This window comes from Pseudomonas phytophila (assembly GCF_025643095.1).
Lineage (GTDB): Bacteria > Pseudomonadota > Gammaproteobacteria > Pseudomonadales > Pseudomonadaceae > Aquipseudomonas > Aquipseudomonas quasicaspiana.
Window position 1 is genome coordinate 6389193 of sequence record NZ_CP081201.1, and the last position, 21060, is coordinate 6410252.

General features: G+C 58.2%; 18 protein-coding genes. 5 read left to right on the plus strand and 13 right to left on the minus strand.

Annotated elements, in window-relative coordinates:
* Nucleotides 1–42: 42 nt before the first annotated feature.
* From pstA to K3169_RS28880, 4 genes are all read right to left on the minus strand, one after another.
* Nucleotides 43–1659 (minus strand): phosphate ABC transporter permease PstA, encoded by a 1617-nt coding sequence (gene pstA, locus K3169_RS28865; protein WP_231672802.1) that lies wholly within the window; start codon nucleotides 1657–1659, stop codon nucleotides 43–45.
* 69 nt (nucleotides 1660–1728) lie between these two features.
* A complete protein-coding gene (locus K3169_RS28870) occupies nucleotides 1729–3738 on the minus strand; it encodes an ABC transporter permease subunit (RefSeq protein WP_263272372.1) in 2010 nt (669 codons plus the stop codon).
* A 412-nt stretch (nucleotides 3739–4150) separates the two neighbouring features.
* Complete coding sequence (locus K3169_RS28875; protein WP_099270103.1) at nucleotides 4151–5140, minus strand: phosphate ABC transporter substrate-binding protein PstS family protein; 990 nt, start codon at nucleotides 5138–5140, stop codon at nucleotides 4151–4153.
* Between the two features lie 171 nt (nucleotides 5141–5311).
* Nucleotides 5312–6604: an MFS transporter gene (locus K3169_RS28880; protein WP_099270104.1), complete on the minus strand. Its 1293-nt coding sequence runs from the start codon at nucleotides 6602–6604 to the stop codon at nucleotides 5312–5314.
* Nucleotides 6605–7085: 481 nt separating this feature from the next.
* Here K3169_RS28880 and K3169_RS28885 point away from each other — a divergent pair, with 481 nt between their 5' ends.
* Nucleotides 7086–7487: an acyl-CoA thioesterase gene (locus tag K3169_RS28885; RefSeq protein ID WP_027901946.1), complete on the plus strand. Its 402-nt coding sequence runs from the start codon at nucleotides 7086–7088 to the stop codon at nucleotides 7485–7487.
* Between the two features lie 193 nt (nucleotides 7488–7680).
* Nucleotides 7681–8589, plus strand: coding sequence for a D-hexose-6-phosphate mutarotase (locus tag K3169_RS28890; protein ID WP_027901947.1), 909 nt, complete (start codon nucleotides 7681–7683; stop codon nucleotides 8587–8589).
* A gap of 107 nt (nucleotides 8590–8696) precedes the next feature.
* Here K3169_RS28890 and K3169_RS28895 read toward each other — a convergent pair whose 3' ends face one another.
* From K3169_RS28895 to K3169_RS28915, 5 genes are all read right to left on the minus strand, one after another.
* Nucleotides 8697–9230 carry a DUF3299 domain-containing protein gene (locus K3169_RS28895; protein ID WP_231665583.1) on the minus strand — a complete coding sequence of 178 codons (534 nt, stop codon included), beginning with the start codon at nucleotides 9228–9230 and terminating at the stop codon, nucleotides 8697–8699.
* 85 nt (nucleotides 9231–9315) lie between these two features.
* Complete coding sequence (locus tag K3169_RS28900; protein WP_027902270.1) at nucleotides 9316–9564, minus strand: GlsB/YeaQ/YmgE family stress response membrane protein; 249 nt, start codon at nucleotides 9562–9564, stop codon at nucleotides 9316–9318.
* Nucleotides 9565–9761: 197 nt separating this feature from the next.
* On the minus strand, nucleotides 9762–10844 hold the full coding sequence (locus K3169_RS28905; RefSeq protein WP_231665582.1) for a 5-(carboxyamino)imidazole ribonucleotide synthase: 1083 nt from the start codon (nucleotides 10842–10844) through the stop codon (nucleotides 9762–9764).
* Nucleotides 10845–10853: 9 nt separating this feature from the next.
* On the minus strand, nucleotides 10854–11345 hold the full coding sequence (gene purE / locus K3169_RS28910; protein WP_027902272.1) for a 5-(carboxyamino)imidazole ribonucleotide mutase: 492 nt from the start codon (nucleotides 11343–11345) through the stop codon (nucleotides 10854–10856).
* A gap of 213 nt (nucleotides 11346–11558) precedes the next feature.
* Complete coding sequence (locus K3169_RS28915) at nucleotides 11559–12470, minus strand: LysR substrate-binding domain-containing protein (RefSeq protein WP_099270108.1); 912 nt, start codon at nucleotides 12468–12470, stop codon at nucleotides 11559–11561.
* A 312-nt stretch (nucleotides 12471–12782) separates the two neighbouring features.
* On the opposite strand from K3169_RS28915, the gene K3169_RS28920 reads away from it, so the two are divergent.
* From K3169_RS28920 to K3169_RS28930, 3 genes are all read left to right on the plus strand, one after another.
* Nucleotides 12783–14207, plus strand: coding sequence for an aspartate ammonia-lyase (locus tag K3169_RS28920; protein WP_027898152.1), 1425 nt, complete (start codon nucleotides 12783–12785; stop codon nucleotides 14205–14207).
* A gap of 231 nt (nucleotides 14208–14438) precedes the next feature.
* Nucleotides 14439–15887 carry an alanine/glycine:cation symporter family protein gene (locus K3169_RS28925; protein ID WP_099270109.1) on the plus strand — a complete coding sequence of 483 codons (1449 nt, stop codon included), beginning with the start codon at nucleotides 14439–14441 and terminating at the stop codon, nucleotides 15885–15887.
* Between the two features lie 27 nt (nucleotides 15888–15914).
* Nucleotides 15915–16919: an asparaginase gene (locus tag K3169_RS28930; RefSeq protein ID WP_231665581.1), complete on the plus strand. Its 1005-nt coding sequence runs from the start codon at nucleotides 15915–15917 to the stop codon at nucleotides 16917–16919.
* A gap of 141 nt (nucleotides 16920–17060) precedes the next feature.
* Here the strand turns inward: K3169_RS28930 and K3169_RS28935 are convergent, their stop codons facing one another.
* The 4 genes from K3169_RS28935 to K3169_RS28950 are packed head-to-tail and all read right to left on the minus strand — an operon-like array spanning nucleotide 17061 to nucleotide 21038.
* Nucleotides 17061–18017 carry an isoaspartyl peptidase/L-asparaginase family protein gene (locus tag K3169_RS28935; protein WP_263269289.1) on the minus strand — a complete coding sequence of 319 codons (957 nt, stop codon included), beginning with the start codon at nucleotides 18015–18017 and terminating at the stop codon, nucleotides 17061–17063.
* Nucleotides 18017–18790, minus strand: coding sequence for an amino acid ABC transporter ATP-binding protein (locus tag K3169_RS28940; protein ID WP_231665579.1), 774 nt, complete (start codon nucleotides 18788–18790; stop codon nucleotides 18017–18019). Before K3169_RS28940 ends, K3169_RS28935 begins: the two co-directional genes overlap by 1 nt.
* Entirely contained in the window at nucleotides 18787–19875 is a 1089-nt protein-coding gene (locus tag K3169_RS28945) for an amino acid ABC transporter permease (protein WP_263269292.1), read from the minus strand. The genes K3169_RS28940 and K3169_RS28945 overlap by 4 nt, the downstream gene beginning before the upstream one ends.
* Before the next feature lie 8 nt (nucleotides 19876–19883).
* On the minus strand, nucleotides 19884–21038 hold the full coding sequence (locus tag K3169_RS28950) for an amino acid ABC transporter permease (protein WP_122396669.1): 1155 nt from the start codon (nucleotides 21036–21038) through the stop codon (nucleotides 19884–19886).
* Between the last annotated feature and the right edge of the window lie 22 nt (nucleotides 21039–21060).

A 21060-nucleotide genomic window follows, 5' to 3' on the forward strand; every position in this document is an offset into this window, starting at 1 on the left:
ACCAGCTCCTGGTTTGCCGCACGACAGCACGGCCACAGACCATCAACTGTCCAGCGCTTTGTATTTCTCGCGCAGGTGGTTACGAATAGCCACCGCCGACAGGTTAAGCAAGGCAATCACTAACACCAGCAACAGCGCCGTGGCGTAAACCAATGGTCGCGCCGCCTCGACGTTAGGGCTCTGGAAGCCCACGTCGTAAATATGGAACCCCAGGTGCATGATCTTCTGATCCAGATGCAGGTAAGGGTAGTTGCCATCCACCGGCAGCGACGGAGCCAGTTTGACCACGCCCACCAACATCAGCGGCGCAACCTCACCCGCTGCACGCGCCACCGCCAGAATCAGGCCGGTCATCATGGCCGGGCTCGCCATGGGCAGAACAATCTTCCACAGCGTCTCAGACTTTGTCGCACCCAACGCCAGCGAGCCTTCGCGGATGGTGCGCGGGATACGCGCCAGACCTTCTTCAGTCGCGACGATCACCACTGGCACGGCCAGCAATGCCAGCGTCAGCGACGCCCAGAGCAGGCCAGGCGTACCAAACGTCGGAGCAGGCAAGGCTTCGGGGAAGAACAGCTGATCCAGAGATCCGCCCAGTACATAGACAAAGAAGCCCAAACCGAACACACCGTAAACAATAGCCGGAACGCCCGCGAGGTTGTTCACTGCGATACGAATCAAGCGCGTGACCGGGCCTTGTCTGGCGTACTCACGCAGGTAAACCGCTGCCAGTACACCAAATGGCGTGACGATCACCGCCATGATCAGGGTCATCATCACCGTGCCGAAAATTGCCGGGAAAATCCCGCCTTCGGTGTTGGCTTCCCGCGGGTCTTCACTGAGGAATTCCCACAGCTTCTTGAAATAGAACCCGACTTTGGTGAGCGTGCCCATGCCGTTGGGCTGGTAAGCGTGGACGACTTTGCCCAGGCTGATTTCGACTTCTTTGCCGTTGGCGTCGCGCGCCGTAAGGCTGTCGCGATCAAACGCCTCGTGCAGCGAGGTCAGACGCTCTTCGATAACGGTGTAGCGACTGTCCAGTTCGGCACGTTCGCTGGCCATGTCGGCTTGAGCCTGCGCATCAAGCTTGCCATCCAGCTCCAGTTTGCGGGCCTGTAGACGCAACCGTTCGATACCGTGGTTGATCGCCCCGACGTCTTTCTTTTCAAGCTGATAGAGCTCGCGAGCCAGACCTTCGACACGCTTGATACGTTCTTGTAGCGTCGGCCAGGCCGCTTCGCCTTCAGCGACGACCTTGCCGCCTTCTTTGACGTTGACCAGATAACCGTAAAAATTGCCCCATTCGCGACGTTCAATCGTCATCAGCTCGGGCGGCAGGCTTTGGTTGGATATCCACTCGCCCACGACCCAGGTGAAATCGCTGGGGTTGACGTCACGATTGCCGACCTTGACCAGCTCACGGGTCATGAACTCCGGGCCATCTTCCGGTACCGGCAAACCCGCGCCTTTGAGGCGGGCGCGAGGGACTTGCTCTTGCTCGACGACTTCGCCGATCAGAACGTGTTTCTCTTGATTGGGCACATCGTATTGCGCGTACATCAGATCGGCCGGCCAGAAATGCCCCAGACCGCGCACGGCAATCACCGACAACAAGCCCAGCGTCATGATGACCGCAATGGATACCGCGCCCGCACTCATCCAGACGCCAGGGGCGCCGGTTTTAATCCAACTCTTGAGGGAGTTCTGTTTCACGAACTTCTACCTTCCTTAGAGAGACGAGTATTGCTTGCGCAGGCGCTGACGGATCAGCTCTGCGAGGGTGTTCATCACAAAGGTGAACATCAACAGCACCAGGGCTGCGAGGAACAACACTCGATAATGACTGCCACCCACTTCCGACTCAGGCATCTCCACAGCCACGTTGGCCGCCAGAGTGCGCATCCCCTCAAACAGGTTCATGTCCATGATCGGCGTATTGCCGGTGGCCATGAGCACGATCATCGTTTCGCCCACCGCACGGCCCATGCCGATCATCAGCGCCGAGAAAATCCCCGGGCTTGCGGTCAGGATGACCACGCGGGTCAGGGTCTGCCACGGCGTAGCGCCGAGTGCCAGCGAACCCAGCGTCAGACCGCGAGGCACACTGAACACCGCATCCTCGGCAATCGAGTAAATATTCGGAATAACGGCGAAGCCCATGGCAATGCCGACCACCAAGGCGTTGCGCTGGTCGTAGGTGATGCCCAGATCGTGGGAGATCCACATGCGCATGTCACCGCCGAAGAACCAGTTCTCCAGGTGCGGGCTCATGCTCAGTGAAAACCAGCCTACCAGCAGAACCACGGGCAACAGGATCGCGCTTTCCCAACCATCGGGAACCCGCAGGCGAATCGAGTCAGGCAAACGGCTCCAGGTAAAACCGGCGAGCAGAATGCCAATGGGCGTCAGCAGCATCAGACTGAACACACCCGGTAGATGACCTTCCAGATAGGGCGCCAGAAACAGCCCGGCGAAGAAGCCAAGGATCACCGTCGGCATGGCTTCCATCAGCTCGATTACCGGTTTGACCTTGCGGCGCATCCCGGGAGCCATGAAGTAAGCGGTATAGATCGCGGCGGCAACCGCCAGAGGCGCAGCCAGCAGCATGGCGTAAAACGCAGCCTTGAGCGTGCCATAGGTCAGCGGTGCCAGGCTCAGCTTGGGCTCGAAATCGCTATTGGAGGCGGTGGACTGCCAGACGTATTGAGGCGCATCGTAATTCTCGTACCAGACCTTGCCCCACAATGCGCTCCAGGACACTTCCGGATGCGGATTCTTCAAGCTCATCGGCCGCAACGCACCGCCCTGCTCTACCAGAATCTGATCCGCACGCGGTGACAGGGCAAAAATACCCGAACCGTCAGCGACTTTTTCGACCAACAACGTCCGGTGTGCAGTGCTATGGAAAACGCCGAGCTGACCCGAAGCGTCCAGTGCGATAAAGCCCTTGCGCCGTTGCTCAGCGGTGATCTGGGTAATCGGCGCCGCGCCCATCTTGAAGTCGCGAATGTGCATGAAGCGCTGTTCGCCATCGACGTCACGGGCCATGAACCACTGGGCCATGCCGCCTTTTGAGTTACCGATGATCAACGAAATGCCGCCCACCAGCTGGGTGCTGGCCGTGATCTCGGCATTGCCGTCTTCAAGCAGTTTGTAGCGGCCGTTGAGCGTGCGATCACGCAGACTGAACACGTCGGCCTGCGCACGACCGTTGATCACATACAGCCATTGCTGACGTGGATCGATATAGATGGCTTTCACAGCCTCGGACATCTGCGGCAACTCGATGCGACTTTGCTCGCTGGTGACCTCGCCGGTCATCATGTTTTCTTCTTTGGCCAGCGACAAAACATGCAATTGCTTGCCGGTGGTGCCTGCGATCAGGAGCTTCTCGCCATTGGCATTGATGCTCACATGCTCAACCGCCTGCCCCCCTTCATCCAGCACCAGCGGTGCTTCGCCATAAGGCCAGGTGATGGTCGGCGTGATGGTTTTATGGTTGTTCGGGTAGGTGATCAGGTAGCTGTGCCTGAACGCCAGGACTTGACCATTGGACAAGCCCAACGCAATTAGCGGCGTACCCGGCTGATCCTGACCAAGCGAAGCCACGCTCACGCCAGCAGGCAAAGGCAGGCTGACACGCTTGATTTCTGCACCGTCCGCGATGCCGAAAAACACGGCTTCGCCCTTGTCGGAAATACGCATTCCGACCTGGTTCTGCTCTTCCACAGTCAGCATTAGCGACTTGCCCGCGTCGTTCAGCCAGGCAGGCTTAAGAGCGTCTTCCTTGCTCAGGCTTGCGCCCTGAAACAACGGTGCAACCACATAGGCCAGGTAAAAGAAGATCAAGGTGATAGCCGCGAGCACGGCGAGGCCGCCAATGGCGACATACCAACGGGTCAGGCGGTCCTTGAAAGCGCGTATGCGGCGCCTGCGTTGCAGCTCAGGCGTATTGAAATCAATGCGCTTGGCAGGTGAATTCTGATTCATTGATGAATTGGCCAGATCATTCATGCGCACACCCTAGTCGCCCTGTATGACAAAAACATTACAGCGGGGTGACGCAAAAAAGCCCGCCACCTAGGATCATGGCAGCGAACTGTTCAGTTAACGGTGGGCCTGATTAGAACAGATCCCACCGCAACCCGGATTATTTTGCGGCTGCTTCCTGCAGGCCCAGATCGGTCAGAGCCTTGCTTACCACTCTCGGCGGCAGCGGAATGTAGCCGTCTTTCATGACCACTTCCTGCCCCTGCTTCGACAACACCAGCTTGATGAACTCTGCTTCCAGTGGGGCCAGCGGTTTGTTCGGAGCCTTGTTGACGTACACATACAGGAAGCGCGACAGCGGATAAGTGCCGTTCAAGGCGTTGGCCTCGTTGTCTTCAACGAACTCGCCACCTTCTTTTTTGGCTAGAGGGACGGTACGCACGCTGGACGTTTTATAACCAATGCCCGAGTAACCGATGCCATTGAGCGAGCTGCTGATGGAGCTGACGACCGAAGCCGAACCCGGCTGTTCGTTTACGTTAGCCTTGAAGTCGCCTTTGCACAGCGCTTCTTCCTTGAAGTAGCCATAGGTGCCGGACACCGAATTACGACCAAAAAGCTGAATCGGTTTGTTTGCCAAATCACCGGTTATACCCACATCACCCCAAGTCTTGGCGTCTGCCTTGGCACCGCACAGGCGGGTGACCGAGAAGATCGCGTCCACTTGCGCCATGGTCAACCCTTTGATCGGGTTGTCCTTGTGTACGAACACTGCCAGCGCATCGACTGCAACCGGGATAGCAGTGGGCTTGTAACCGTATTTCTGCTCGAATGCCGACAACTCGCCGTCTTTCATCTTGCGGCTCATCGGGCCGAGGTTGGCGGTGCCTTCGGTCAGTGCCGGTGGCGCAGTAGAGGAACCCGCTGCCTGAATCTGAATGTTCACGCTCGGGTATTCTTTCTTGTACGCCTCAGCCCACAGTGTCATGAGGTTGGCCAGGGTATCGGAGCCTACGCTGGACAAGTTGCCCGAAACACCCGACGTCTTTACGTACGGTTTGATCGCCGGATCAACAGCAGCAACCGCATTGGCAGTAGCGACGCCAGCGGCAACGAAAGTGAATGCGGTGATCAAACGTTTAAAAGTCATACCTTGCTCCGAGCGAGGTGAAGAAACAGGTCCGTTGGCCCGAGTATTGGCCTGACGCGTGACGACTCTATGACTTAATTGTGACAATTAAATGAAAGGCCGCCACCCTGTTCAGGAATGGCGGCCTTGAGTACCACGCGGCATGAAACGGAAGTCTTCAGGCTCGAGCGATCAGCGCTTTTTAGCGATCAGATAGCAGCCAATCAGCATGCCCAGCACACATAGAATCGCCACATACCAGGCGGGTGCCATAGGGCTGGATTTGAGCATGAGCGTCACGACCATCGGCGTCAGGCCGCCAAAAATCGCGTAAGCCAGGTTGTACGAGAACGACAACCCCGAGAAACGCACCACGGCCGGGAAAGCTTTGACCATCACGTACGGCACTGCACCGATGACACCAACGAACAGGCCGGTCACTGCATACATCGGGAACAGCCAGTCAGGATTGGCCGCCAGCGTGTGGTACATCGTCCATGAGCAGATCAACAGACCCAGGCTACCAAACAGGAACACACGGCCAGCACCAATGCGGTCGGCCAGTGCGCCCGAAGCGATGCAGCCCAGACTCAGGAAAACGATCGCCAGGCTATTCGCCTTCAGGGCCACAGCAGCCGGGAAGCCAAAGGTCGCGCCCTGCAGGATGGTCGGGGTCATCAGAATGACCACGATGATGCCTGCCGAGAGTAACCAGGTCAGCAGCATCGAGATAGCAACTGCACCGCGGTGATCACGCAGCACCGACTTGAGCGGTACTTCTTCGGCCAGCGCTTTGCGCAACTGCAGCTCGGCGAACACTGGGGTTTCGTGCAACCAACGGCGCAGATACACCGACAACAGGCCGAACACACCACCTACCAGGAACGGGATACGCCATGCATAGTCGGACACTTCAATCGGGGTGTAGATGCTGTTGATCAGGGTCGCCATCAGGGAGCCCAGCAGAATGCCGGCCGTCAGCCCACAGGTCAGCGTGCCGCAGGCATAACCGATATGACGCGCAGGGACGTGCTCGGAAACGAACACCCAGGCGCCCGGCACTTCACCGCCAATGGCTGCGCCCTGAATGACGCGCATCAGCAGAAGCAGAATCGGCGCCCACATGCCGATCTGGGCATATGTCGGCAGCAGGCCCATGATCAGCGTCGGCACCGCCATCATGAAAATGCTCAGGGTGAACATTTTCTTGCGCCCCAGCAGGTCGCCGAAGTGCGCCATGATGATGCCGCCCAGAGGACGCGCCAGATATCCTGCGGCGAAAATCCCGAAGGTCTGCATCATGCGTAGCCATTCCGGCATATCCGCCGGGAAAAATAGTTTGCCGACCACAGCAGCGAAGAACACGAAAATGATGAAGTCGTAGAACTCCAGCGCGCCGCCCAACGCGGACAGCGACAAGGTCTTGTAGTCGTTGCGGGTCAGCGGGCGCGAAGGCTGCGCGGTACTCGAAGGCACAGTTGACATGAACAATACTTCTCTAGGGAGGCTTCTCTTGAATAGGGTTAGCGACAGTAAAGCAGGTTACGGCGGGGTGGCCTGCAACTGCGATTGTCCGGAGCAACTGTGCGGATAGGCACCAAAATTGCGTGACACAGGCAGTCATGCCGCCTTGTCGGGTCCGGCACGATAGCAAATTGTTTCAAAAAGCACACAGCCTGATGCGTATATCGTCGAAATCAGTACTCGATGGTCGTTTCATGACGCATCGCCCGATATACTCGCAGACCGTCGGATTACTGTCGGTTGTGTGTCGGAATGTAGCGCACAAGCCTCAGTCAGTCGGGGGTGCTGTGCGAAATCAGCTGCCATTCAGCCGCTTTCGCAGAGTTTCCCCTTCAGGTGTTCCACCTGCGCTGAACGCTTTATGTTCACGCAAATGGTTTTGAATAGCGCCTGCCAACCGCGGCAACAATACTAAGAGTCATGGGTCAGAGGCACCCTAGGCATGATCGAGTTCGAACAAGAAGATCCAATCCCGCAAGGCGATCTCGCTTTGCAAATCACCGCACTACCCCGCGAAACCAACGGCTTCGGCGATATTTTCGGCGGCTGGCTGGTATCCCAGATGGATCTGGCAGGCACCGCAATGGCCAGCAAGATCGCGGGCGGGCGGGTTGCCACAGTGGCCATTGATCGCATGGCGTTTCTGGTTCCGGTGGCAGTGGGCGCGCAGCTGTCCTTCTATACCCAGGCACTGGAAATTGGCCGCAGCTCCATCCAGATGATGGTTGAAGTCTGGAGCGATGACCCGCTGTCCAGCGAATGGCGCAAAGTGACCGAAGCGGTGTTTGTGTTTGTGGCTATAGATGGCAGCGGGCGCACCCGGTCGGTTCCAGCGCGGCGATAAGGCTGTGTAATTTGTAATTGCAGGAGCTGCCGAAGGCTGCGAAAGGCCTATTCCTGAAACACCGCGATTCGCAGCGTTCGGCAGCTCCTCAGTGAATCACACTCCAAAGAAGGTAAGGCTGGCTGGAGAAAGGTAAACTCATCGACCTGGACATGGTCCATTTTGTCTTAGTCTTTGTTTGAGAGTTCTTTATATGCCAACGCCCCAGGTCGAATCCGTCACCATCGATGAGCTTAACTGCTGGAGAATCAGCCACGGTGAAGCTGAACTCGTTGTCGCCCAGCAAGGTGCGCATATCGTCAGTTACAAGCTGGCCGGGCAGCAGCCGCTGATCTGGTCCAATGATCAAGCCGCCTTCAAAAAAGGCACTCCGATTCGCGGCGGCATGCCTGTGTGCTGGCCATGGTTCGGCAATCTTCAGCGTAACCCGGAAAGTGTTCAGGCCATGCGCGTGAGCGACGAGCCCGCCAAGGCTCATGGCGAAGTACGCGCCATTGACTGGGAATTGATGGGGATGGCCGAAGATGACGACGCGTTGATCGTCGATTTCATCCAGCCCAAGACGGAAGGCAAGCTGCCAGGCTGGCCGCATAACGTGGGTCTGAAACTGAGCATTCGTCTGGACGAAGCACTGAATGTCAGCCTAGTGAGCTACAACTCCGGTACTGAAACCGTGAGTTTCAGCCAAGCGCTGCACACCTACTTCGCCGTCAGCGATGTACGCGAAATCAGCATCAAAGGCCTCGATGGCGTGCGTTACATCGAAACTCTGGAAAACTGGGAAGAGCGCAAGCAGTCCGGCGATGTGAAATTCGCAGGCGAGACCGACCGCATTTACCTCAACACCCCGGACATGCTGAGCATTGTCGATCCGACATGGCAGCGCAAAATCCATATCTGCACCAACGGCTCCAAGTCAGCCATCGTGTGGAATCCGTGGATCGAGAAAACCAAAACCTTCAACGATATGGCCGCTGATGGCTGGCAGGGCATGGTATGCGTCGAAACAGCCAACGTGCTGGACGATATCGTGACGCTGGAGCCGGAGCAGATGCATGTGCTGGATGTGAGTATCTGGGCTGAGTCTTTGTCGGAAGCCTGATTTCTGTAGGAGCGCGCTTGCCCGCGATGAACGATAACTCGGTCTGTCTGACAAACCGCGTCATCGCTCATCGCGGGCAAGCGCGCTCCTACCGGCCTGCGTAAGCCCTACAAATCCGCCTCAACCACCACTCGCGCTTTCTCTGCATCCATTGCATAAGCCGCATCAGCCAGATCGTTGCTGACCTTTTCAACCTTCAGTTTGCCAACCACCCACAGCGGCGTGTAGATGTCTTCGATCTTCAGGCCTTTGGGGTAACGCACCAACACGAGCTGGTTGGGCGGTGGCGGTGGCACGTGGATACAGGCGCCAGGATACGGAACAAGGAAAAACAGCGTGCTGTGGCCCTTGGCATCCGTTTCAAGCGGTACTGGATAACCTCCAAGACGCACTTCCTTACCATTCATGGCCGGTACGGTCTTGGCTGAGTACATGACGGCAGGCAAACCCTTGCTTTGCTTCAAACCACCTTTGCTGTCAAACGTCCCTTGGGCTTCCGGGGAGCTGTGGTCAATTTCAGGCATGGCTTCGAGGGCTTTCTGATCCGACTTGGGCATCAGGTCCAGCCAGTCGGTTTCAGGGATTTCAGCGCGGGCCAGGCCGCAGATCAGAAGCAGAGGGATAACTAAGAGACGACGCATCGACAGGCTCGGCAAGTATGGGAAGTTGAAAAACTGCCCGGCATTCTAGCCCTCTGCGTGCCGGAACGCAGAGGGCCATTGAACATCAGCTTTTCTTTTTGATCAGGCCGAAGATCACCAACAGTACGATTGCGCCAACCAATGCACCCAGGAAGCCTGCGCCTTCGCCTGCCTGATAGATGCCCAGCGCCTGACCGCCATACGTGGCCGCCAGCGAACCGCCGATGCCCAACAGAATGGTCATGATCCAACCCATGCTGTCGTCGCCTGGCTTGAGGAAACGCGCCAGCAGGCCAACGATCAAGCCGATGAAGATGGTTCCGATAATACCCATGCCGTTTTCCCTCTCAAATAAGTGATATGCCAAAGCTTGGTCAGCCATTGGCATCACGCTATCAGAGAGGTGCGGGGTTGGAATGGTTCAATGCATAAGACAGGCAAAAATCCGTAGGAGCTGCCGAAGGCTGCGAAAGGGGTATGTCTGACACCCCGCTTTCGCAGCCTTCGGCAGCTCCTACAAGGGCGTCTTGATCAGTTTTTGATCAGGGCCTCAACCAGCTTCACTTGGCGATCCAGCGTTGCGCGATCAGCGCTGCGCACGGTGGCGTGGCCCACTTTACGGCCCGCCTTGAACGCTTTGCCGTAATGATGCAGATGGCAATCATCAATAGCGGTCACTTTATCAACAGCCGGCACTTCACCGATGAAGTTGAGCATTGCGCTCTCCCCCACCTTGGCCGTTGAGCCCAGCGGCAAGCCCGCTACCGCCCGCAGGTGGTTTTCGAACTGGCTGCATTCGGCACCTTCGGTGGTCCAGTGCCCTGAGTTGTGCACGCGAGGCGCGATTTCGTTGGCTTTCAGGCCGCCATCGACTTCGAAGAACTCGAAAGCCAGCACGCCAACGTAATCGAGCTGCTTGAGCACACGACCGGCGTAATCTTCAGCCAACGCCTGCAGCGGGTGATCGGTGCTGGCAATGGAGATACGCAGAATGCCGTTGTCGTGGGTGTTGTGCACCAGCGGGTAGAAACGGGTTTCCCCGTCACGAGCACGCACGGCGATCAGCGAGACTTCACCGGTGAACGGTACAAAACCTTCCAGCAAACAGGCAACGCTGCCCAGTTCCGCGAAAGTACCTTCGACGTCAGCTGCGGTGCGCAGGACTTTCTGGCCCTTGCCGTCATAACCCAGGGTGCGCGTCTTGAGCACTGCAGGCAGGCCCATAGCGGCGACAGCAGCATCCAGATCGGCCTGGGACTGAATGTCGGCGAACTCAGGCGTCGGAATGCCCAGGTCCTTGAACATGCTTTTTTCGAACCAGCGATCACGGGCAATGCGCAAGGCTTCGGCGCTCGGATAAACCGGCACGAACTGCGACAGGAACGCCACGGTTTCAGCAGGTACGCTTTCGAACTCGAAGGTCACCAGATCCACTTCGTCAGCCAACTGACGAAGATGATCCTGATCGCCGTAATCGGCACGCAGATGTTCGCCCAATGCGGCTGCGCACGCGTCTGGCGCGGGGTCCAGAAAGGCGAAGTTCATCCCCAGCGGGGTTCCTGCCAGGGCCAACATGCGGCCCAACTGGCCGCCACCGATTACACCAATCTTCATTGCAAAACCTCAGGCGTCGCGCGGGTCTGGATTGTCCAGAACGCTGTCTGTCTGCTCAGTGCGGAATTTCTTCAACACTGCGTGGAATTGTGGATGCTTGGCGCCCAGGATACTGGCAGAGAGCAGCGCTGCGTTGATCGCACCGGCCTTGCCGATGGCCAGGGTCGCAACCGGAATACCAGCAGGCATCTGCACGATGGACAGCAACGAGTCGACGCCCGACAGCATGGAGGACTGGACTGGAACGCCCAGTACCGGGAGGTGGGTCTTGGCCGCACACATGCCCGGCAAGTGAGCAGCGCCACCAGCACCGGCGATGATCACTTCAATACCGCGTGCTTCAGCCTGTTCGGCATACTGGAACAGCAAGTCCGGAGTGCGGTGCGCAGACACCACTTTCACTTCGTACGGAATGCCGAGCTTTTCCAGCATATCGGCGGTGTGGCTAAGGGTGGACCAATCGGACTTGGAGCCCATGATCACGCCAACCAGTGCGCTCATCGTCGTGCCTCTCATCGGGCGCCCGCAGGCGCATCAAAAAACAAACAAGCCACGCGGGAGGACCGGCGTGGCTTGCTGTACGAATAATGACCGGTCGAGCCGGCCAAAGGCCGCGCAGTATACCCCAAAGAAGAGCGTTTGAAGCACCCCTCGTGACCATCTGTCCTGTGAGCCGTTTATGACCTGCAAACCCCGTATTTACTGACCTGCGGGTCAAGCTCCATCAGGGGTCGCGGCGCTCTCAAGCTTGCGCCATAACAAGCGCACGTTGGCCTTGCGTACCAAGGCGCAGCGATACAGGCGGATCTCCAGTGGAATATGCCATTGCGGGCCACCGCACTCGACCAGTTCGCCGCGGGCCAATTCGGCACGCACGCTGAGCCTCGGTACCCAGGCGATGCCCAGACCTTCCAGTGCCATGCTCTTGAGACTGTCGGCCATAGCTGTCTCGTAGATCGTGGTAAAGCGCAGGTTTCGCTGGCGCAGTAACAGATTCACCGAACGGCCAAGAAAAGCTCCGGCGCTGTAAGCCAGAAGCGGCACGCTGCCACCGTCCTCCAGAGCAAACAGCGGCTCACCATTTTCATCGGCGGCGCATACCGGCAGCATTTCGGTGTGGGCAAGATGCAGCGACGGGAAAATTTCCGGGTCCATCTGCAGGGCGGCATCCGGATCGTAGAACGCCAGCATCAGGTCACAGCCGCCCTCACGCAAGGCATGCACAGCGTCGCCAACGTTGGTGGCGACCAGCCGGGTCGCGATGTTCAGGCCTTCGTTGCGCAGTTGCGCGATCCAGCGCGGGAAGAAACCCAGCGCCAGGGAGTGCGCCGCAGCAACCTGCATGACTTCGCCCTGCCCGCCTTCCAGATGGTGCAAGTGACGCAACACTTCACCCAGTTGCTCGACCACGGTACGCGCCGTGACCAGAAACAGCTGGCCAGCCGCCGTCAGCTCGATGGGCGTACGCGAACGATTGACCAGCGTCAGCCCCAGCGCCGCTTCAAGGCTGCGAATACGCCGGCTGAAGGCGGGTTGCGTCACAAAACGCTTCTCTGCCGCCTGGGAAAAACTGCGCGTAGAGGCCAGCGCACTGAAGTCTTCCAGCCATTTGCTTTCCAGATTCATGTTGTCCTCTTACCTGCACCCTATCCATCTGAATTGGGATGGGTCCTGTGGGAGCGAATTCATTCGCGAAAGCCGGTGTGTCAGACAAACAGACGTGTCAGGGACATCTATTCGCGAATGAATTCGCTCCCACAAAGACCCCGCTAACCGCCGGAAATGTATATACACGCCAGTAACACCTATCGCGTCACATCTGCATTATGCCGTTTCGGCATGGCCCAGTATGTAACAGCATTGGTCAAAAATATGCCAGAGGACCAGTATCAGCTGCGTTCCGGCCTTGTCCGTGCCTCTCTTGAGATTATCTCTATCATGTCCTCGCCTGCATCATCGCGCACCGAAAAAGACCTGCTTGGTGTTCTCGAAGTCCCTGCTGACGCGTATTACGGTATTCAAACGTTGCGAGCGGTGAACAATTTTCACCTTTCCGGCGTTCCGCTTTCGCACTACCCGAAGCTGGTAGTCGGACTGGCGATGGTCAAACAGGCAGCCGCTGACGCGAACCATCAGTTGGGCCACCTCAATGCGGCCAAGCATGCAGCGATCAGCGAAGCTTGTGCACGTCTGATTCGCGGCGATTTCCACGAGCACTTCGTGGTGGACATGATTCAAGGCGGCGCTGGCACTTCAACCAACATGAATGCCAACGAAGTCATCGCCAACATTGCTCTGGAAGCCATGGGCTTCGAGAAAGGCGATTACAAACAGCTGCACCCGAATAACGATGTCAACATGGCTCAATCGACCAACGACGCCTACCCGACCGCTATTCGTCTGGGCCTGCTGCTGGGTCACGACGCTCTGCTGGCCAGCCTCGACAGCCTGATTCAGGCATTCGCGGCCAAGGGCCAGGAATTCAACCACGTACTGAAAATGGGCCGTACCCAGCTGCAGGACGCTGTGCCGATGACTCTCGGCCAGGAATTCCGCGCCTTCGCCACAACACTGACCGAAGACTTGAATCGTCTTCGCAGCCTGGCACCAGAACTGCTGACCGAGGTGAACCTGGGCGGAACCGCCATCGGTACCGGCATCAACGCCGACCCGGGCTACCAGAAGCTTGCCGTTGACCGTCTGGCGATCATCAGCGGCCAACCACTGGTTCCGGCGGCTGACCTGATCGAAGCCACTTCCGACATGGGCGCCTTCGTGCTGTTCTCCGGCATGCTCAAGCGTACCGCCGTCAAACTGTCGAAGATCTGCAACGACCTGCGCCTGCTGTCCAGCGGCCCACGCACCGGCATCAACGAAATCAACCTGCCAGCGCGTCAGCCAGGCAGCTCGATCATGCCCGGCAAGGTCAACCCGGTCATCCCGGAAGCGGTCAACATGGTTGCCTTCGAAATCATCGGCAACGACCTGGCACTGACCATGGCAGCCGAAGGCGGTCAATTGCAGCTCAACGTGATGGAGCCGCTGATCGCCTACAAGATTTTCGATTCGATTCGCCTGCTGCAACGCGCCATGGACATGCTGCGCGAGCACTGCATCGTCGGCATCACCGCCAACGAAGCCCGCTGCCGCGAACTGGTCGAGCACTCCATTGGCCTGGTCACCGCACTGAACCCTTACATCGGTTATGAAAACGCCACCCGTATCGCCCGTATCGCGCTGGAAACCGGGCGCGGCGTACTGGAACTGGTTCGCGAAGAAGGCTTGCTGGACGACGCCATGCTGGACGACATCCTGCGACCGGAAAACATGATTGCCCCGCGTCTGGTCCCATTGAAGGCCTGATGCAAATGCTCGACAGCTACACGCTCACCAGGTGTTGAGGACCTAGACACTCCTCACCCCTTTTGGGGGTCCAGAGATCATTCTCTCCGGACCCTTTTTTTTACCTGCAAAACGCTCACTGCCAATAACAACATGGATGTATCGCTGCACTGGAAAGGAAAAGTATTGCAGACGCAAGACGAGCGCACCGGTATAGTGCGCGCCCCTAAAAACAACAGCGAGGATTCTCCAATGCTTGAAGTCATCAACGACTTCCTTTCGGGTAAAGTGCTGATCGTACTGATCGTAGGGCTCGGCGGTTATTTCACGATACGTTCGCGTTTCGTCCAGTTTCGCCACTTTTTCCACATGTTCGCTGTTTTCAGGGATAGTTTACGCAACAGCACCGGCCAGCTCAGTTCCTTCCAGGCATTGATGCTCAGCCTTGCCGGACGTGTCGGCGCAGGCAACATTGCCGGTGTCGGTATTGCCGTAACACTGGGCGGCCCAGGCGCGGTTTTCTGGATGTGGGTCACCGCACTGGTGGGCATGGCCAGCAGCTTCATCGAGTGTTCGCTCGCTCAGCTCTACAAACGCAAAGACTCCGAAGGCCAGTTCCGTGGCGGTCCGGCGTATTACATCCAGCATGGTCTGGGTAAGCGCTGGCTCGGCATGGTCATGGCAGTATTGCTGCTGGTGACCTTCGGTTTTGCCTTCAACGGCCTGCAATCCCACGCAGTAACCGACTCCCTCAAAGGTGCATTCGGCATCGACACCATGACCACCGGTATCTGCCTGGTAGTGTTGCTGGGCCTTGCATTCGTCGGCGGCATCAAGCGTATCGCGGCGATCTCGGACCTGCTGGTACCGGTCAAGACCCTGATCTACATCGCCGTGACCATTTACGTCATCGTCCTGCAGATTGACCACGTTCCGGCCATGCTGGCGACCATCGTCAAAAGCGCATTTGGTCTGGACCCGGTGTTTGGCGGCCTGATCGGCAGCGCAATCGTCATGGGCGTGAAACGCGGCGTGTTCGCTAACGAAGCCGGCCTGGGCAGTGCACCAAACGTGGCCGCTGTTGCGCAGGTTGAGCACCCGATCTCACAGGGCGTGGTTCAGGCATTCAGCGTGTTCCTCGACACCTTCGTGATCTGCACCTGCACCGCGTTGCTGATTCTGCTCTCGGGCATCTACGACGTGGGTTACAGCGGCAACGGTATCGTTCTGGCACAGAACTCGCTGGCAGCCGTGGTCGGTGACTGGGGTCGTATCTTCATCAGTGTCGCCCTGGCGCTGTTTGTCTTTACCTCGATTCTCTACAACTACTACCTGGGCGAAAACAGCCTGCGTTTCCTGGTGGGCGAGAGCAAGAAAGCCATCGTCGGCTATCGGATTTTCGTGCTGGTGCTGATCCTCTGGGGTGCCGTCGTTGATCTCAACACCGTGTTCGCCTTCGCCGACATCACCATGACGTTGCTGGCCTTCGTCAACCTCATCGCCCTGGCAATGTTGTTCAAAGTCGCCATGCGCATCCTGCGCGACTACGATGCGCAACGTAAGGCGGGCATCAAGACTCCAGTATTCGATTCGAGCCAGTTCCCGGATCTGGACCTGGACCGCAACGCATGGCCTGCCAACCCTGACCACACACCGGTCAACCCGGTCGAGGCCACGGCAAAGCCTGCTACCCAAGCCTGATAGCTAACGTCATACCGGAGAAGAATCATGACTCATGAACAGCCACAACCCGCTCAGCGAGTCATGGTTCTTTATACCGGTGGCACTATCGGCATGCAGGCCAGCGCCAATGGCCTGGCACCTGCATCGGGCTTCGAGGCACACATGGCCGGGCAACTGGCCGAACTGCCTGATCTGGTGGTGCCTGAATGGCGCTTTCGTGAGATGGCCCCGCTGATCGACAGCGCCAACATGACACCGGCCTACTGGCTGCGTCTGCGCGAAGCGGTCATCGAAGCCGTTGATGTCGATGGCTGCGACGCGGTGTTGATCCTTCACGGTACTGACACGCTGGCTTACAGCGCCGCCGCCATGAGCTTCCAGTTGCTGGGGCTCCGTGCTCCAGTGCTTTTCACCGGCTCAATGCTGCCTGCTGGCGTCCCGGACAGCGATGCCTGGGAAAACGTCAACGGCTCATTGGTCGCGCTGGGTAAAGGTCTGACCTCGGGCGTGCATTTGTACTTCCACGGTGAACTGCTGGCACCGACCCGTTGCGCAAAAATCCGCAGCTTCGGTCGCCATCCGTTCGCAGCGCTGAACCGCGCCCACAGCGGCGAAACACCGGCTGCGCACCCTGCGCCGCTGGATTATCGCCTGCCTAAAGTCGCCGCCAGCGTCGCCATCCTGCCGTTATTTCCAGGTATCGGTGCAGCACAACTGAACGCTGTAATCGACAGCGGCATCCAGGGGCTGGTGCTTGAATGCTTCGGCAGCGGCACCGGCCCCAGCGATGACCCGGCTTTCCTGACCAGCCTGGAACGCGCCCACCAGCAAGGCATCTGCGTCGTTGCAATCACGCAATGCCATGAAGGCGGTGTCGAACTGGACGTCTACGAAGCGGGAAGCCGCCTGCGCGGTGCTGGCGTGCTGTCCGGTGGCGGCATGACCCGTGAAGCAGCGCTGGGCAAGCTGCATCTGTTGCTGGGTGCAGGCTTGCCGCTGGCTGAAGTACGCCGGTTGGTTGAAGTGGATCTGTGCGGGGAGCTGCGCTAAGCGCAGCGAACACTCGAACCTGTGCAGACTGTGTGGGAGCAAATTCATTCGCGAAGGCGGTGTGTCAGAACCAGATACTTTTCTGGAATGCCCTCTTCGCGAATGAATTCGCTCCCACAGTGCCTACAAAACGATCAAGTCTTAAGCCAGATGCAGACGATCATCCTCTGCATAAATCGCGGTATGCAAGCCTCCCTGCTCATCACGCCACGCGCGGTACATGCCCGGTGTGTTGAAGCTCAATGCGGTTTCGCCGGTTGGTGATACGGCAATCACGCCACCGTTGCCGCCCATGGCTTTCAACTCACCTGACACCACCGTGTCGCAGGCCGTATTGAGCGTTTCGCCGGTCAGCAGCACGCGGGACGCGATGTTGTGGGCCACTACGGTGCGGATGAAGAACTCGCCATGACCGGTAGCGGAGATCGCTGCGCTGCGGTCGTCTGCCCAGGTACCGGAGCCAATCAACGGCGAATCGCCGATACGGCCGAAACGCTTGTTGGTGATCCCGCCAGTAGACGTCGCCGCAGCCACATGACCGTGACGGTCCAGCGCGACGGCACCCACGGTGCCGAACTTCTTGTCGACGCCGCCTGGCTCCAGCGAAACGCTATTGGGCTGTTGAAGCTGAGTCTGCCACTGACGGCGACGTAGATCCGTGTCGTACCAGTCGTTGGCGACACGCTCCAGATTCTGTGTTTCCAGAAACGCATCAGCGCCAACGCCCGCAAGCAAAACATGCTCGCTGTGGTCCAGTACTGCACGGGCAGCCAGAATCGGGTTACGCACGAAATGAATCCCCGCCACGGCACCTGCCTCGCGGTTGGCGCCGTGCATGATTGCAGCGTCCAGTTCGTGATCACCGGTGTGGGTGAACACCGCGCCTTTACCGGCGTTGAACCACGGGCACTCTTCCAGCTCGATAACCGCTGCCTGCACGGCATCCAGGCTGCTACCGTCCTGCTCGAGCAACGTCAGACCCGCTTTCAGTGCCCGTAACAAAGCCTCGTGAATGGCTGTTTCGTCTTCCGGCGTCAGCAAACCCGGAGTCAGTACGCCCGCCCCACCGTGCAGGGCTATAGCAATAGGGTTGGCCATCACGCGTGGACTCCATGGTCGAGGATCTGATTGAGGAAACGACGGGTGCGCTCGGATTCCGGCGCAGAGAAGAAACGATCCGGGGTCGCCTGCTCGACGATTTCACCCTGATCCATGAACACGACACGGTCGGCAACTTTGCGGGCGAAACCCATTTCGTGAGTCACGCAAATCATCGTCATGCCTTCCTGAGCCAGGCCAGTCATGACTTCCAGAACTTCGGCAATCATCTCCGGGTCCAGTGCCGAGGTCGGTTCATCGAACAGCATGACCTTGGGCTGCATGCACAACGCACGGGCAATCGCGATGCGCTGCTGCTGGCCACCGGACAACTGCGACGGAAACTTGTTGGCGTGATCGCGCATGCGCACTTTGTCGAGCAGAGCCAAAGCGCGCTCGATGGCTTCCTTATCGGGTACGCCGAGGTTGGAAGTCTGCGGTAACGTACAGTTCTTCAGTACCGTGAGGTGCGGGAACAGGTTGAAATGCTGGAAACACATGCCGACTTGTCGGCGAATGCGCTCCAGGCGTTTCACGTTGCCATCCAGCACTTCGCCCAACACTTCGACGGTGCCTTGCTGATGCTGTTCCAGTTGATTGATGCAACGAATCAAAGTGGATTTGCCCGAACCCGAAGGACCGCAAATCACCACTTTCTCGCCCGGCTTGACCGACAACGAGATGTCCCGCAGGACGTGGGATTGGCCATACCATTTGTTCAGTTGCTCGATACGCATGATAGGGGCTGCGTCAGCCTCGCGATGATCAGTCATGAGCGGTTCTGTTCCAGTTTCTTTTCAAGGTGCCGGGCATAGCGCGACAGTGCGAAGCAGACGACGAAGAAGTAAATCGCCAGAAAAATGTAGATCTCATGGCCATAGCCCACCCATTCCGGCGCTGCGGCGGTGCTCATGGCGATACCGACGATGTCCAGCACGCCGACGATCATGACCAGCGTGGTCTCCTTGAACAGGCCGATGAATTGCGTCAGCAGCGGCGCAATCGACTGTTTCAAGACTTGCGGCAGGACAATCTGGCCCATGGTTTTCCAGTAGCCGAAACCCAACGCCTGAGCCGCTTCGTATTGGCCCTTCGGCAGGTTCTGCAAACCACCACGCAGGGTCTCGGCCATGTATGCAGCGGTAAACAGGATCAGCACCAGTTGCACACGCAGCAGGATGTCGAACGCAGAACCCGGCGGCAGGAACAGCTGGATCATCAGCGACGCCATGAACAGCAGCGAGATAACCGGCACAGAGCGCACCAGCTCGATGTACATCACGCTCAGGATGCGAATCACGGGCTTCTTCGAGCGCCGCCCCAAGGCCAGCAGAATCCCGATGGGCAAGGCGAAGATCATACCCACCGTGCCCAGAAACACCGTCACCATCATCCCCGCGAACTTGGTCGACGAAATCTCCGGCAAACCCGCGCCGCCTTTGAGCAACCACCACATGACCACCGGCAGTAGCGCCAGATAACCAATCAGCAGGCGACGATCAAGACGTTTGAAAAACAGCAGCACGAAGGCGAAGACTGCCAAAAACAGCGCCAGGTTGACCCGCCAGCGCTCGGCTTCCGGATAGAAGCCATACACGAACAGGTTCCAGCGCTGGGTAATCGGCAGCCAGCACGCACCATGGGGATTGCAGTCAGTGCGTGCCGTACCGACGAACGTGGCATCGAACACCAGCCAGTTCAGCGCTGCCGGAATACTCCACAGCAGCAACGCCAGCACGGCAACGGTCAGCAAGCCGTGACCCACGCTGGGGAACAGATGCTCGCGCGTCCAGTCCCAAACGCGTACCGGCAGCGGCTTAGTCGGCGGCAAGCGCGCAGGGGATGCTTGATTGATCATGTTCATCCTCAATGGCCTCGCTGACCGATGCGATGGTTGTAGATGTTCATCGCAATGGAAATCAGCAGGCTCATGACGCAGTACGTGCCCATCACCAGCGCGATGCACTCAATGGCCTGACCGGTCTGGTTCAAGGTGGTGCCACCGGTGGAGGACACCATTTCCATGAAGCCGATGACCACACCCAGAGATGAGTTCTTGACGATGTTCAGATAGGTGTTGGTGACCTGCGGGATCATCGGATAGATCGCTTGCGGCACGATCAACTGACGCATGGTCGGCCCGTATTCAAAGCCCAGCGCCTTGGCGGCCTCGTATTGGCCGCGCTGCACCGACTGGATGGCACCACGGACAATTTCGGCAATGTAACTGGCACTGTAGAAGGACAACGCCAACCACAAGGCCAGCAGTTCCGGCACCAGCGCTACGCCACCTTTGAAACCAAAGCCTTTGGCAACCGGAACTTCCCAGCTCCAGTGCGCGTCGCTTAGGGCATACACCAGCAGCGGTAGCAGCACCGCACCCGCCAACAGCAATGGCCAGCGTCGTGGCGTGAAACTGCGCCATTTGGCCTTGGCATCACGAAAGCGACAGGCGATCAAACCGAGCAAAACGCCCAGCGCCATCAGTGCCAGGCCCCAGCCCACCAGTGAACCTTGTGCAGGCCATGGCAATATCAACCCGCTGTTGCTCAGATAAGCCACATCGAAAATCGAAACCGCCTGCTTTACACCGGGCAACGCCAGCGCCAGTCCGTACCACCAGACCAGATGCACCACCAACGGCACATTGCGCAGAAACTCGATACTCGCACCGGCCAGGCGATTGATCAGCCAGTTCTCGGAAACCTTGCACAGACCCAACGCCACGCCCACGACGGTAGCGGTTACGATACTCATCACCGAGACCAGCAGCGTATTGAGCAACCCCACCAGATAGGCTCGGCCATAGCTGTCGTTGGGGGTGAAGTCGATCAGTTTGAAGCTGATGTCGTAACCGGCACGCTGTGACAGAAAGTCAAAGCCGGAAGCAATGTTCAGCGCTTTCAAATTGAGACTGGCGTTGTGCGCCAGCACGTAAAACACAGCTGCAACAATGGCCAGAACCAGGCCTTGCTGCAGCACGCTCAGCACTCGAGCGTTCTGCAAGCGTTGGGTCCACATGACAGTGATTCCGTTGGAGAGT